Origin of the sequence: Duganella lactea (assembly GCF_009857505.1) — a bacterium.
Taxonomy (GTDB): Bacteria; Pseudomonadota; Gammaproteobacteria; order Burkholderiales; family Burkholderiaceae_D; genus Rugamonas; species Rugamonas lactea.
In genome coordinates this window covers 33,360-46,487 of the sequence record NZ_WWCP01000016.1, presented here as the reverse complement: position 1 = coordinate 46,487, position 13,128 = coordinate 33,360, and the positions used below count along the sequence as shown (strand labels likewise).

Below are 13,128 nucleotides of genomic sequence, written 5' to 3'. Positions count from 1 at the left end.
GCCTGCTATATCAGTCCTACCTGCGAGAAACGCGGCTCCCGCACCAGCAACGCCAGATCGATGCGGGTCCATAACTGGCCGTCGCCGTCGAGGAACCGCTGGCTGCTCCACGCCGGCGCGTCGTCGGCGGGCGGCGCCGGCGCCATCTCGTCCTGCTTGCGCAGGCCCAGCACGCGCTCGGCCTGCAGCGCGCAATTGAACCCCAGGCCGGGCGCGAAGGTGATCAGGCGCCGTTCCGCCGGCGTGCCGGCGCCGGCATCGAGCCGCTGGTAGCGCGCCAGATCGATCACGCCGGTCAGATGGCCGCGAATATTCACCAGGCCCAGATACCAGTCCCGCGTCAGCGGAACCGGCGCCGGCGCCGGCGCGGCGGCTTGCGACGGCACGATCTCGCTGATCTGCGTCAGGTCCAGCAGGCAGGCACGCCCGCCGATCAGCACCGCCAGTTCCCGTCCGCCCACCGCACCGCCGCTCTTGGCGGCCTGCATGCGCTCCAGCAGCTGCACCTGATACCGGCGCAGACGGCTGCGGCGTTCGGTGGCGGCCGGGCTGTCCATGTTTAGCCGAGCGCCGCGATTTTTTCCAGCAGCGCGCCCGGGTCGACCGGCTTGACCAGATAATCGCGCGCACCCTGGCGCAGCGCCCAGATGCGGTCCGTCTCCTGGCTCTTGCTGGAACAGATAATGATCGGCACATCCTTCAGTTGCGGATCGCGGCCGATCGCGCGCGTCACCTGGAAGCCGTTCGCGCCGGGCATGACCACGTCCATCAGGATCAGCTCCGGCTTGTCCTGCTTGATCTTGACCAGCGCCTCCTCGCCGCTTTCGGCCACCGTCACGGTATAGCCGTTCTTCGACAGGATGTCGCTCAGGTAGTAGCGCTCCGTGGGCGAATCGTCGACGATCAGAATTCTTTGTATGGCCATGTTTCCCTCTGCGGCTTGCTTATTCTGGTATGGCGACAGCGCCGCCGGCATGCGCGTGCACGGCGGCCAGCAGACTGTCCCTGGTAAAAGGTTTGGTCAGATAGGCCTCCGCCCCGACCATGGCGCCGCGCGCGCGGTCGAACAGGCCGTCCCTGGAGGACAGCATCAACACCGGCGTGGCGTGAAATTGCTGGCTTTTTTTAATCAGTGCGCAGGTTTGATAGCCGTCCAGGCGCGGCATCAGGATGTCGCAGAAGACCAGCGCCGGGTGGTGGTCGTTGATCTGGGCCAGCGCGGCGAAACCGTCTTCGGCCAGCACCACGTCGTAGCCGGCCTGGCTCAGGAAGATCTCGGCGCAGCGACGAATCGTGCTGCTGTCGTCGATCACCATGATTTTCAGGGGCGTAGAGGTCATAATCAATCCGCTAAGATGAAGCGACACCATAGCATATGCGACCACTTCGCTGGCGCGGCGGTCAATCTAGAGGGCGACCATCTCGAAATCGTCCTTGCGGGCGCCGCACTCCGGGCAGCTCCAGTTCATCGGCACGTCGGCCCAACGGGTGCCGGGCGCGATGCCCTCATCCGGCAGGCCGGCTTGCTCGTCGTAGATCCAGCCGCAGATCAGGCACATCCAGGTCTGGAATGCCTGCGTTGTTTCGTTGCTACTCACGTTTTGCCACCCTCAAGTAAAATGCTGAATCAGGTATCTTAATCTACCCGCCGTGCAAAACCAAACTTCTCCTCTTATTCTTAGCTTTGGCGCCGCCGATCCGGCCGGCGCCATGGGTGTCCAGGCCGACCTGGCAGCTTTTTCCGCCCTGTCCTGTACCGGGCTGGCGGTGACCACCGCGTTGCTGATCGGCGACAGCGCCCGCGTCGAAGACCTGCAGGACATCGATCCCGACTGGGTGGCCGACCAGGCCCGCGTGGTACTGGAAGACATGACCATGGCCGCCTTCAAAGTCGGCGCCCTGACCAATCTGGAGCAGGTGGCGGCGATCGCCGAGATCTTATCCGACTATCCGGACGCGCCGCTGATCCTCGATCCCTTCAGTTCCCGCCTGCCGTCGCCGTCCGATGACGACGCCGAGGAGCTGCTGACCGCCATCCGCCAGTTGCTGGTGCCGCAGGCCACGCTGGTGATGCTGTCGCAGGTGGAGCTGGGCCGGCTGGCCGAGACCTGGCGCGAGGAAGACAGCGGCGAAGGCACGCTGGAGTCGGATGTCGAGCACCTGCTGGCCCTGGGCTGCGAATACGTGCTGGTCACCGGCACCCCGGCCGGCGGCGCGCAGGGCGACGCCGCCGCCCCCAACACGCTGGCCAACACCCTGTTCGGCGGCGATGGCGTGATCCTGCACGACGCCTGGCAACATCTGACCGGGCCTTTCATCGGCGCCGGCGGCACGCTGTCGGCGGCGCTGACCGCCTTCATGGCCCGCGGCGCCGACGTCCCGGAGGCGGTGGCGGCGGCGCAGGAGTACACTGTCGGCGCGCTGGCGCATGCGCAGCGCTACGGCATGGGCAAACTTGTGCCCAACCGTTTTTTCCATTTGCAGTCCGCCGCGGACCTGCAGTAGCAAAGAAAGATGCCACTATGACCACGACTTCCAAGAACGACCAACTGTTCGAACGCGCCCAGAAAACCACGCCGGGCGGGGTCAACTCGCCGGTGCGCGCCTTCCGTTCGGTGGGCGGCACGCCGCGCTTCATCACCCGCGCCGAAGGCCCGTACTTCTGGGACGCGGACGGCAAGCGCTATATCGACTACATCGGCTCGTGGGGCCCGGCCATCGTCGGCCACGCGCATCCGGAAGTAGTGAAGGCGGTGCAGCAGGCGGCCACGCGCGGCCTGTCGTTCGGCGCGCCGACCGAGGGCGAGATCGAGATGGCCGAGGAAATCGTCAAGCTGGTGCCGTCGCTGGAGCAGGTGCGCCTGGTATCGTCGGGCACCGAGGCGACCATGAGCGCGCTGCGCCTGGCGCGCGGCGCCACGGGCCGCGACAAGATCGTCAAGTTTGAAGGCTGCTACCACGGCCACGCCGATTCGCTGCTGGTGAAAGCGGGCAGCGGCCTGCTCACCTTCGGCAATCCAACCTCGGCCGGCGTGCCGGAGGACTTCGTCAAGCACACGCTGGTGCTGGACTATAACAACGTACAGCAGATCGAAGAGGCGTTCGCCAACTTCGGCCAGCACATCGCCTGCGTGATCGTTGAGCCGGTGGCCGGCAATATGAACCTGATCAAGGCCACACCGGCCTTCCTGCAAGCGCTGCGCGAGCTGTGCACCAAGCATGGCGCGCTGCTGATCTTCGATGAAGTGATGTGCGGCTTCCGCGTGGCGCTGGGCGGCGCGCAGGAACTGTACGGCATCAAGCCGGATCTGACGGCGCTGGGCAAGGTGATCGGCGGCGGCCTGCCGGTGGCGGCCTTCGGCGGCAGCACCAGGTTGATGAGCAATATGTCGCCGGTGGGCGCGGTGTACCAGGCTGGCACGCTGTCGGGCAATCCGGTGGCGGTGGCGGCGGGCATGACCACGCTGAAACTGATCCAGCAACCGGGCTTCTACGAGCGGTTGAGCGCCACCGCCAAGCGCCTGGCCGACGGCCTGACGGCGGCGGCCAGGGAAGCCGGCATCCCGTTCTGCGCCGACGCCGTGGGCGGCATGTTTGGCCTGTACTTCAGCGAAACGCCGCCCAACAACTACGCCGAAATGATGGCCGGTAACCGCGAACGCTTCAATGTCTTCTTCCACGCCATGCTGGACGAAGGCGTCTACTTCGCGCCGGCCGCCTTCGAGGCGGGCTTCGTCTCGGCCCAGCACAGCGACGCGGTGATCGACGAGACCATCGCCGCTGCCCGCCGCGCCTTCGCCACGCTTTAAAGCTTGGGCGTCAGTTCCGGGCGCTGAATCACGCCGGTGTTGAAGTTGTATTCGAACAGGTCGCCATAGCGGCCCCACTCGATGGCCACGCGCAGCGCGCGTTCGGCTTCTTCTTCACTGAGCGTGAAGCGCAGCAGCTTGAGGAACAGGTCCTCCGGCAGATCGCCGGATTTGTCCTGCTGCAGGCCGTGGCAGATGTAGGCGATCAGCGGCACATGCTCCAGCAGCTGCTTGCCGAATAGCTCCTGCCGCTCGGTGTTGTTGGCCTTGACGTATTGGCCGCCCAGTTCCGTCATCAGGATGTCGCCGTTGGTCAGGTAGGTGAAGCCCAGCAGGATCAGCGCGTTGAGGACTTCCAACAGCTCGGCGTCGGTCAGCTCGGTTTCCTCGGCGATCTTCGGCAGGTCGGCGTGGCCGTGGAACGGCTCTTCGGCCAGCAATTCCAGTATCCCCTCCATGTGCGCGATGCCGGCTTGCGGCAGACGGTCTCCCAGTTGCAGCTTGACTTCGCGCTCGCTGATCAAGCCATTGCTGCCGCGGCGGCCAGCGCTGGCCGTCATCAGTTCATACACCTTGTCGATCAGGTGGCGCACTTCGGCGCTTTCCGCCTTGCGCGGCTGCGGCAGCGAGATCGGCAGCTCGGCACGCACCCGTCCCGGATCGCTGGCGAAGATCAGCACCCGGTCGGCCATCATCACCGCTTCCTCGATATTGTGCGACACCACCAGGATCGCCTTGGTCGGAATCTGGCCGGACTGCCACAGTTCCAGAATCTCCTCGCGCAGGCGCTCGCCGGTCAGCACGTCCAGCGCCGAGAAGGCCTCGTCCATCAACAGCACTTCCGGCTCCATCACCAGCGCGCGGGCGATGCCGACCCGCTGGCGCATGCCGCCCGACAGCTCGCGCGGCAGCGCGCCCTCAAAGCCGGACAGGCCAATCAGGTCGATCACCTTGGCGGCACGGCGCGCGCGCTCGTCCGGCGCCATGCCCTGCGCTTCCAGTCCCAGTTCCACGTTCTTCTGCACCGTCAGCCACGGGAACAGCGCGAACGACTGGAACACCATGCGGATGCCACGCGCGGTGCCGTACAGCGGCATGCCGCGATACAGCACCTGGCCCTCATCGGCCTGGATCAGACCCGCCATGATGCGCAACATGGTCGACTTGCCGGAGCCGGATTGGCCCAGCAGCGCGACGATTTCGCCCTCGTGCAGCGTGAAGTCGACGCCTTCCAGCACCGCGCGCGCGGAGCCGTCGGCGCCGCGAAAGTGCTTGCCGACGGCTTTCAGTTCAACGATAGGAGTGCTCATGATTCGGTTCCTAGAAATGCAGCCGGCTTTCGGCCAGGGTGTACAAACGGCGCCAGACGAAGTGGTTAAAGCCCATCACGAAAATACACATGATGCCGATGCCCAGCGCGATGCGCGGGAAGTCGCCGGCCACGGTCATCTCCTGGATATAGCTGCCGATGCCGTGCGCCTTCAGCGTGGTCGGGCCCCAGCTGACGAATTCGGACACGATGGCGGCGTTCCACGAGCCGCCCGACGCCGTGATCGCCCCGGTGACGAAGCTGGGGAAGATGGCCGGCAGCAGGTAGCGGCGCCATTTGAGCCAGCCGGTCAGGCCGAAGTTCTTGGCCGCGTGACGCAGCTCGGTCGGAATCGTCGAGGCGCCGGCGATCACGTTGAACAGCAAATACCATTGGGTGCCAAGGATCATCAACGGCGACAGCCAGATGTCCGGGTTCAGGTGGTAGCGCACGATCAGGATTACCGCCACCGGGAACACCAGGTTGGCCGGGAACGCCGCCAGGAACTGCGCCACGGCCTGCGTGCGCGAGGCCCAGCGCGGATTCATGCCGATCCAGATCCCCACCGGCACCCAGACCAGGGCGGCCAGCGCCAGCAGCACCACCACGCGCAGCATGGTGTAAAAGCCCAGCATCAGCACATGCCCGACTTCGCCCCAACCGACCTCGGTGCGGATGAAGTGGACCAGACTCCACAACGCGTAGAACATCACGGCGGCGATCACCGCGTCCCACACGCGCTCCGGCACCATCGACGGCTGGTCGCGCCGGGCGCGGATCGAGGTGCCGTCATGCGACAGCCGGAACACGGCGATGGAGCGCGACAGCTGGTGGCCGAACCACTCGACCAGCTGTTGCGTGCGGTCGGTGCGGCGCAGCCAGGTCAGCAGCCATGACGATTGCGCCGTGTCGCTGCCGGTTTCCTCGAAGCGGAACTTGTCGGCCCACGCCAGCAGCGGGCGGAAGAACAGCTGGTCGTAGGCCAGCACCGCGATGAACATGGCGAAGATGGCCCAGCCGATCGCCCCCAGGTCGCTCTGCTCGATCGCCAGCGCGATGTAGGAGCCCATGCCGGGCAGCTTGATGGTCTGGTTGGACACCACGATGGCCTCCGACGCCACCACGAAGAACCAGCCGCCGGACATCGACATCATCATGTTCCACAGCAGGCCCGGCATCGCATACGGCAGCTCCAGGCGCCAGAAGCGCTGCCAGCCCGACAGCTGGAATACCTGCGCCGCCTCGGACAATTCGGCCGGCACGGTGCGGAAGCCCTGGTAGGCGGAAAACGCCATATTCCACGCTTGCGAGGTAAAGATGGCGAAGATGGCGGCGCACTCCACGCCCAGCAGGTTGCCGGGGAACAGCGCGATAAAGGCGGTCACCGTGATCGACAGGAAACCGAGAATCGGGATCGACTGCAATATGTCGAGCATCGGCACCATGACTTTTTCAGCGGTGCGGTACTTGGTGGCCAGCGCCGCGAACACACAACTGAAAATCACCGAGGCGCCGAGCGCGATGAACATGCGCAGCGTGGTGCGCAGCAGGTAGTACGGCAGATTGGACGGGTCGAGCGACAGCGGCAGCGCCTGGCCGAGTTCATACGGGCGCGCCATCTGCTGGCTGCCGTAGGCCATCAGCACAAAGACCGCCAACACGATGGGCAGCAGCGCCCAGTCCCAGCGGTTACCGCCGGCTTCCACCACCTGGCGTGGGAAAAATTGCCGTTTCTTGTTCATCGTATGTCTTTCTCGGGCGCGGCGAAGAGCGGCCGCGTGGAGCGCAGGAAGGGAGCGCGTGGCGCTGGCCGCCATTCTAATAGATTATTGCTTCCAATATATTACGGACGCGAAAGCTATTGATCGCTACACACCCGCGCATTTGATGAAAATGACGAATATTTACAACAAAGTCATCTCAACCAGCTAAAACTCAAAAAAAACCACCATCAAAGCGTCAAATCCATCACATAAATTATTTCCAATCGGAAATTTATGTATAATTGCGTTCAATAGGAACCCCTAACGAGCGCGCACCACCATGATCCCATCCGATGAAGACACTGTGCTGACCACCCGTGCCGCAGCCGCAATGCTGGGCGTGGCGGTCAGCACCGCCCAGCAGTGGATCGAGAATGGCGCCATCCCTTCGTGGAAAACGCCGGGCGGTCACCGGCGCGTGCGGCTCAGCGCGGTGCAAAGGCTGATCGGCGAGCGTGCCGCCAGCACGTCGCCGGCCGCCACCGCGCAGCCCGGCGATGTCGCCAGCAGCAAGGAATTCATGCCGATCGACAGACCGCCCTATCCGGCGCCGCGCGACGAGGCGGCGCGCCTGTTGGCGCTCGACGCCTCGGGCCTGGTCGACACCCCGGCCGAGCCGGCGTTCGACCGCCTGACCTGGCTCGCCAGCCAGGTGACGGAGGCGCCGATGGCGCTGATCAGTCTGCTCACCGCCGAGCGCCAATGGTTCAAGTCGCGCATCGGCGTGGACGCCAGCGAAACGCCGCGCGCCTGGGCGTTCTGCAGCCACGCGATTCTTCAGCAGGGCTTGTTCATGGTCGAGGACGCGCTGGCCGACCCGCGCTTCCGCGACAATCCACTGGTGACCGGCGCGCCGCACATCCGTTTTTATGCCGGTTTTCCCCTGCTCGGCGCGGCCGACCAGCCGGTCGGTACCTTGTGCGTACTGGACACCGAACCGCGCAAACTCAGGGAGCGTGAAGTGCGCGCCCTGCGTGAACTGACGGCCCTGGCCTCAGAAGAAATCAAGCGCCGCGCCGAGTAGTAACGGCCGGTCACGCTACGCCGCCTCAACCCCTGCCGGCGCAGCGCGCATTCCCCTCTTATGTCAGCAGTCCGCCCCTGCCGGGCCTGACTGCAAGCGCCCCGCTGCGCGCTCATAGTCTCGCCAACCCAATTAAAGGCAAATAAAATGCACTTCCTGTTCAAGCAAAAAATCGGTACCCAACTAACGCTGGGCTTCGGCATGGTCACCGCCCTGCTGCTGCTGCTGGCGGCAGTATCACTGATGGGCGTGACGTCGATCGGCGCGGCGTTCCAGCAGCAAAACGCGATCGCCGAGCAGCGCCTCACCCCGCTCTATCAGGCACGGGAAGCGCTGGCGCAGACCGGCTTGGGCGCGCGCAATGCCTACATCTTCAGCGACGCGGCGCAAGCGGCCAGGGAACTGGCGATCGTCGATGAACAAAAAGCCATCTATCTGGCGGCCCTGGAGCAGATGTCGCCGGCGTTTGCCGGGGACGCCGATTTCGACAAGGTCAAGCGCGGCCTGCTGGCCATGGCCGAGGCGCTCAAGCAGCCGCGCCGGCTGCGCGAAGCGGGCAAGATGGAGGAGTTCGGCAAATTCCTGGTCAACGATTGCAGCCCGCTGCGCCGGCAGATCGTGGCCGACATGGCGGTGGTGTTGCAAAAGACCCAGCGCCAAATGGCTGACGCCACCGAGCTGTCGGAAGCCAGCGCCAGCTCAGCCCGTGTGTGGACGCTGGTGCTGGCGGTCACGGCCTTCGTACTGAGTCTGCTCATCGCCACGCTGATCAAGCGCGGCCTGCTCAAGCAACTGGGCGGCGAACCGGCCTACGCCACCGATATCGCCAACCGCATTTCGCACGGCGATCTGGCCACCGAGGTGGTGGTCGTGCCGGGCGACGCGAGCAGCCTGCTGTTTGCCATCAAGACCATGCGCGACAGCCTGTCGTCCATCGTCGGCCAGGTACGCCAGGGGACGGAAGCGATCAACTCCGCCTCGACGGAAATCGCTCAAGGCAACGAAGACCTGTCGGCCCGCACCGGCCAGCAAGCGTCGGCGCTGGAAAAAGTGGCGTCGGCGATGGAGGAGCTGACCTCCACCGTGAAACAGAACGCCAGCAATGCGCAGCAGGCCAATGCGCTGGCACAGTCGGCCTCGCAGGTGTCCGAACAGGGCGGCGCGGTGATGCAACAGGTGACGGCGACCATGGAATCGATCAACGCCGCCTCCAAGCAAATCGTTGAGATTATTTCGGTCATCAACGGTATTGCCTTCCAGACCAACATCCTGGCGCTGAACGCCGCCGTCGAGGCGGCGCGTGCCGGCGACCAGGGCCGCGGCTTTGCCGTGGTGGCGGCCGAAGTGCGCAGCCTGGCCCAGCGTTCGGCGGCGGCGGCCAAGGAAATCAAGGTCCTGATCGACGACTCGGTGGCCAAGGTTGGCTCCGGCTCGGAACTGGTGAACAAGGCAGGCAGCACCATGCATGAGGTGGTGGCCAGCGTTAAACGCGTGACCGAGATCATGGGTGAGATCAGCGTGGCCAGCACCGAACAAAGCGCCGGCATCGAGGATGTCAGCGTGGCCATCGGCGACATGGACGGCATGACGCAGCAGAATATGGCGCTGGTGGAGGAAGCCTCGGCCGCCGCGCTGGCAATGCAGGAGCAGGCGACGGGACTGTCTCATGTGGTCGACCTGTTCAAGCTCACCCGCGCCTGAGCGCGCGGGCGGCGGCTGCGCTTATTTGAGCCAGCCGCGATGGCGGAAGTACAGGAACGGGGCGATCGCGCTGGCCAGCATCAGGACCAGGGCGAAGGGGTAGCCCAGCGGCCACTCCAGCTCCGGCAGCCACTTGAAGTTCATGCCGTAGATCGAGGCGATCAGCGTTGGCGGCAGGAAGGCCACCGAGGCCACCGAGAAGATCTTGATGATCTTGTTCTGGTTAATGTTGATGAAACCGACCGTGGCGTCCATCAGGAAGTTGATCTTGTCGAACAGGAAGGACGTGTGGCCGTCCAGCGATTCGATGTCGCGCAGAATCTGGCGCGCTTCCTCGAACTGGTCGGAGTTGAGCAGCCGGCCGCGCATCAGGAAGCTGACCGCGCGCCGCGTGTCCATCATGTTGCGACGGATACGGCCGTTCAAGTCTTCCTCGTGGGCGATGGCGTTCAGCGCGGCGGCCGCGTCCTGGTCGGTGAATTCTTTCTGCAGCACGCGGCCGCTGACTTCCTCCAGCTGCTGATAAATGCCTTCCAGCGCGTCCGCCGAATACTCGGCGTCGGTGGCGTACAGGTCCAGCAGCACGTCCATGTAATCGGCGATCGAGCCCGGACGCGAACGCGCGCGCATGCGCACCAGGCGGAACACCGGCAAATCATCGGTATGGACCGAGAACAGAATCTTGCGCGCCAGGATGAACGCCACCGTCACGATGCGCGACGGGCCGTCCTCCTCTTCCAGCAGGAAGTCGGTGCGCAGGTGCAGGTCGCCGTTTTCCGCCTCGTAATAGCGGGCCGACGCCTCGATGTCCTTGACCTCGTCCTCGCCCGGCAGGATCACGCCGTAGATCGTGCGTACCCAGGCGCGTTCCGCATCGGTCGGATCGGTCAGGTCAACCCACACGGGCTCGACCTTTTCCAGGTCTTCGCGCGTGTCGATGGGAACCTGGTTCAGCCGGCCATTCTGAAGAACGAAAACATTGATCATGGGTACACGCGCTTTTGGAAACAGCGCAAGTGTACCCGCAAAGCCCGGTTTAAGGTAGATCGGCGGAGCCCATGCGGCGCAAAATCACGCCGGTGCGGCGGGCCAGATAGTTGGAGTCGCGGTGTTTGTCGAAATACCGCGGATTGGGCAACATCACCGCCAGTTTGGCCGCCTGCATCGCGCTCAGATTGGCGGCGCTGACGCCGTAGTAATGGCGTGCCGCCGCCTCGGCGCCAAAGGTGCCGGTGCCGAATTCCACCACGTTCAGGTAGATCTCGAAGATGCGCTCCTTGTCCATCAGCGTTTCCAGCATGTAGGTGATGATCAGCTCCTGACCCTTGCGCAGATAGCTGCGCGAGCCGGACAGGAACAGATTCTTGGCTAACTGCTGGGTAATGGTCGAACCGCCCGCCACCACTTTTTTCTTCTTGTTGTTCTTCTCGTAGGCCTTTTGCAGCGCCTCCAAGTCCACGCCCTCGTGCTCGGAGAAGTTGGCGTCTTCCGAGGCGATGATGGCGCGCTTGAGGTTATTCGAGATGCGGTTGTACGGCACCCACGCCTGCTGGATGTTGGCCTTGGGGTTCTTCTCCTGCAGCGCCGCCTGCTGCTCGCGCATGAAGCTGGTCATGCTCGGGTTGTGGTCGACCCACCACCAGATCTGCAGGAAGAAATACAGCTGCACCGCCAGAAACAGCAGCAGCGGCAGGATGAACAGCCACTTCACCCAACGCCATTTGCCGGAGGATTTGCCGGAGGATTTTTTCATAGCTTGGCACGCAGCGTCTGCAACACCTCGCCCGTCGCCGGCTGCACGTCGCGCCACAGCTTGAAGGCTTCGGCGGCCTGCTCGACCAGCATGCCCAAGCCATCGCGCAACTGTGCGCCGTGCCGGCCAGCGAACTGCAAGAATACCGTGGGGGAGGCTGCGTACATCATGTCCAAAGCCAGGCATCCGGGCGCGAAGACTGATGGCGAAATCGGCGGCAGTTCGGCGCTCAGGCTGGCCGCCGTGCCGTTGATGATGACGTCGTAGTCACCTTCGATGCCGTCGAAGCCACACGCCGACACCACGCCCTCGCCGCCCAGCGCGGCAAACTGCCCGACCAGCGCTTCAGCCCTGGCGACGGTGCGGTTGGCGATCACCAGTTGTGCCGGGCGATGCTCCAGCAGCGGCAGCACCACGCCGCGCGCCGCGCCGCCCGCGCCCAGCAGCAGCACGCGCTTGCCGGCGAGCGGCACGCCGGCGTTGTTGACGATATCGGCCACCAGCCCGGCGCCGTCGGTGTTGTCACCGATGATGCCGTCGTCGCTGAACACCAGCGTGTTGACCGCGCCGGCGGCGCGCGCGCGGATGGTCAGCGCCTGCGCCAGCTTGACCGCCTCCAGCTTGAACGGCACCGTCACGTTGGCGCCCTTGCCGCCTTCGGCGATGAAGGCGCGCACCGCGTCGGCGAAGCCGTCCAGCGGCGCCAGGCGGCGTTCATATTGCAGGTGCTGGCCGGTCTGCGCCGCGAACGCGGCATGGATCTCCGGTGATTTGCTATGGGCAATCGGGTTGCCGAACACGCAGTAGCGGTCCATATGGTTATCGTCCTCCGCCGCTCATATCGGCTTGTAGTTTGTCTTCGCGGGTGAATTTGAAGGTGGTGATGATCACCCACAAATCATCCTTATCCCTCGACAGCATGTTCGGCGGAAATTTGCCGAACGGCGCCGAGCGGCGCACGATGCGCATCGCGGCCTCATCCAGCGCCGGATTGCCGGAACTGCGCTCGACCTTGATGCCGCCTTCTTTTTCATAAATGCTGCCGTCCTGGAACACCGGGATCGACAACGTCAATTGGCCGTACAGCTTGCGCCCGTTCACGTTCGGGAAGTTCAGCGTGCCGATATCCTCGATGCGCTTCTGCATGGTCTTGTAATAGATCGCGTAGCCGGCCTCGCGCGTGCTCGGCGTGATCAGGGTTTTCTTCGGCCGCTTGTTCTGGTCTTCGATGGTCTCGCTGATTTCCGCCACGCGGCGGGCGATGGCCTTGCTCGATTCCAGCAGATCGACGCCGGTGGGCGTCGGGTCCGGTGTCAGTTTCTCGGTGACCGGCGGCGCGGTCAGCCTCGACGAGCCGTTCACCTGCGTCATCAGTTGTTTCTGGCGCTCTTCCAGTTCGGCGATGCGGCGCTTGTTGGCTTGCACGCTGTCGCCGTTTTCGGTCTTGCGCATGTCCGGCATCGGCGACTTGGCGCGGCCCTTGTCGACCGTGCCGCCGCCGTCCAGATTGGCCTGGGCGACGGCGTCGGCCTTCAGCGGCGCCTTGTTGTGCTTGGCGTTGACGAGGATGACTTCCAGTCCCGGATCGGCCGCCTGCACCGGCGCCGGCGTCGGCGCGACAAAGCGCACCGCCAGCATGACGGCATGCGCCACCAGCGAAAGGCCGATGGCGAGGTACAGCAGGCGATTTTCTTTAAAAGATTTCACGCGGTGGCCGGATGGAAAACATGCTCAAATTCTACACGTCAATTCCTGCGCAGACGTGACGG

Annotated in this window: 14 protein-coding genes; 4 read left to right on the top strand and 10 right to left on the bottom strand. The window is 64.5% G+C overall.

The window, feature by feature from the left end; genetic code table 11:
• Window positions 1-5: 5 nt before the first annotated feature.
• The 4 genes from GTP44_RS14490 to GTP44_RS14475 all read right to left on the bottom strand — a co-directional run bounded on the left by GTP44_RS14490 (window position 6) and on the right by GTP44_RS14475 (window position 1,559).
• Complete coding sequence (locus GTP44_RS14490; protein WP_161019979.1) at window positions 6-557, bottom strand: chemotaxis protein CheW; 552 nt, start codon at window positions 555-557, stop codon at window positions 6-8.
• Between the two features lie 2 nt (window positions 558-559).
• The gene (locus GTP44_RS14485; protein ID WP_160992122.1) at window positions 560-925 is read right to left on the bottom strand and encodes a response regulator; all 366 of its coding nucleotides are present in this window, start codon (window positions 923-925) and stop codon (window positions 560-562) included.
• A 19-nt stretch (window positions 926-944) separates the two neighbouring features.
• On the bottom strand, window positions 945-1,340 hold the full coding sequence (locus GTP44_RS14480; RefSeq protein ID WP_202424082.1) for a response regulator: 396 nt from the start codon (window positions 1,338-1,340) through the stop codon (window positions 945-947).
• Window positions 1,341-1,406: 66 nt separating this feature from the next.
• Window positions 1,407-1,559: a rubredoxin gene (locus tag GTP44_RS14475; RefSeq protein ID WP_019921331.1), complete on the bottom strand. Its 153-nt coding sequence runs from the start codon at window positions 1,557-1,559 to the stop codon at window positions 1,407-1,409.
• A gap of 91 nt (window positions 1,560-1,650) precedes the next feature.
• Here GTP44_RS14475 and thiD point away from each other — a divergent pair, with 91 nt between their 5' ends.
• Both thiD and hemL read left to right on the top strand, forming a co-directional pair.
• Entirely contained in the window at window positions 1,651-2,505 is an 855-nt protein-coding gene (gene thiD, locus GTP44_RS14470) for a bifunctional hydroxymethylpyrimidine kinase/phosphomethylpyrimidine kinase (protein ID WP_160992120.1), read from the top strand.
• Window positions 2,506-2,522: 17 nt separating this feature from the next.
• Window positions 2,523-3,809: a glutamate-1-semialdehyde 2,1-aminomutase gene (gene hemL / locus GTP44_RS14465; RefSeq protein WP_161019977.1), complete on the top strand. Its 1,287-nt coding sequence runs from the start codon at window positions 2,523-2,525 to the stop codon at window positions 3,807-3,809.
• On the opposite strand, the gene GTP44_RS14460 is transcribed toward hemL, so the two are convergent.
• Window positions 3,806-5,119 (bottom strand): ABC transporter ATP-binding protein, encoded by a 1,314-nt coding sequence (locus GTP44_RS14460; RefSeq protein WP_160992118.1) that lies wholly within the window; start codon window positions 5,117-5,119, stop codon window positions 3,806-3,808. The genes hemL and GTP44_RS14460 overlap by 4 nt on opposite strands.
• Window positions 5,120-5,129: 10 nt before the next feature.
• Window positions 5,130-6,860, bottom strand: coding sequence for an ABC transporter permease (locus GTP44_RS14455; RefSeq protein ID WP_161019976.1), 1,731 nt, complete (start codon window positions 6,858-6,860; stop codon window positions 5,130-5,132).
• Window positions 6,861-7,161: 301 nt separating this feature from the next.
• Here GTP44_RS14455 and GTP44_RS14450 point away from each other — a divergent pair, with 301 nt between their 5' ends.
• Together GTP44_RS14450 and GTP44_RS14445 are read left to right on the top strand one after the other, a co-directional pair.
• On the top strand, window positions 7,162-7,905 hold the full coding sequence (locus tag GTP44_RS14450) for a GAF domain-containing protein (protein WP_202412898.1): 744 nt from the start codon (window positions 7,162-7,164) through the stop codon (window positions 7,903-7,905).
• A 147-nt stretch (window positions 7,906-8,052) separates the two neighbouring features.
• Entirely contained in the window at window positions 8,053-9,606 is a 1,554-nt protein-coding gene (locus GTP44_RS14445) for a methyl-accepting chemotaxis protein (protein WP_161019975.1), read from the top strand.
• Between the two features lie 21 nt (window positions 9,607-9,627).
• Here the strand turns inward: GTP44_RS14445 and corA are convergent, their stop codons facing one another.
• The 4 genes from corA to GTP44_RS14425 are packed head-to-tail and all read right to left on the bottom strand — an operon-like array spanning window position 9,628 to window position 13,066.
• Window positions 9,628-10,593, bottom strand: coding sequence for a magnesium/cobalt transporter CorA (gene corA, locus GTP44_RS14440; RefSeq protein ID WP_160992115.1), 966 nt, complete (start codon window positions 10,591-10,593; stop codon window positions 9,628-9,630).
• 49 nt (window positions 10,594-10,642) lie between these two features.
• The gene (gene mtgA / locus GTP44_RS14435; protein WP_161019974.1) at window positions 10,643-11,359 is read right to left on the bottom strand and encodes a monofunctional biosynthetic peptidoglycan transglycosylase; all 717 of its coding nucleotides are present in this window, start codon (window positions 11,357-11,359) and stop codon (window positions 10,643-10,645) included.
• Complete coding sequence (gene aroE / locus GTP44_RS14430) at window positions 11,356-12,174, bottom strand: shikimate dehydrogenase (RefSeq protein ID WP_161019973.1); 819 nt, start codon at window positions 12,172-12,174, stop codon at window positions 11,356-11,358. The genes mtgA and aroE overlap by 4 nt, the downstream gene beginning before the upstream one ends.
• A gap of 4 nt (window positions 12,175-12,178) precedes the next feature.
• Complete coding sequence (locus GTP44_RS14425; RefSeq protein WP_160992112.1) at window positions 12,179-13,066, bottom strand: energy transducer TonB; 888 nt, start codon at window positions 13,064-13,066, stop codon at window positions 12,179-12,181.
• Between the last annotated feature and the right edge of the window lie 62 nt (window positions 13,067-13,128).

Coding starts and splice junctions, on each gene's coding strand:
- GTP44_RS14490 (WP_161019979.1), bottom strand. CDS start 557: ATGGACAGCCCGGCCGCCACCGAACGCCGCAGCCGTCTGCGCCGGTAT.
- GTP44_RS14485 (WP_160992122.1), bottom strand. CDS start 925: ATGGCCATACAAAGAATTCTGATCGTCGACGATTCGCCCACGGAGCGC.
- GTP44_RS14480 (WP_202424082.1), bottom strand. CDS start 1,340: ATGACCTCTACGCCCCTGAAAATCATGGTGATCGACGACAGCAGCACG.
- GTP44_RS14475 (WP_019921331.1), bottom strand. CDS start 1,559: ATGTGCCTGATCTGCGGCTGGATCTACGACGAGCAAGCCGGCCTGCCG.
- hemL (WP_161019977.1), top strand. CDS start 2,523: ATGACCACGACTTCCAAGAACGACCAACTGTTCGAACGCGCCCAGAAA.
- GTP44_RS14460 (WP_160992118.1), bottom strand. CDS start 5,119: ATGAGCACTCCTATCGTTGAACTGAAAGCCGTCGGCAAGCACTTTCGC.
- GTP44_RS14455 (WP_161019976.1), bottom strand. CDS start 6,860: ATGAACAAGAAACGGCAATTTTTCCCACGCCAGGTGGTGGAAGCCGGC.
- GTP44_RS14450 (WP_202412898.1), top strand. CDS start 7,162: ATGATCCCATCCGATGAAGACACTGTGCTGACCACCCGTGCCGCAGCC.
- GTP44_RS14445 (WP_161019975.1), top strand. CDS start 8,053: ATGCACTTCCTGTTCAAGCAAAAAATCGGTACCCAACTAACGCTGGGC.
- corA (WP_160992115.1), bottom strand. CDS start 10,593: ATGATCAATGTTTTCGTTCTTCAGAATGGCCGGCTGAACCAGGTTCCC.
- mtgA (WP_161019974.1), bottom strand. CDS start 11,359: ATGAAAAAATCCTCCGGCAAATCCTCCGGCAAATGGCGTTGGGTGAAG.
- aroE (WP_161019973.1), bottom strand. CDS start 12,174: ATGGACCGCTACTGCGTGTTCGGCAACCCGATTGCCCATAGCAAATCA.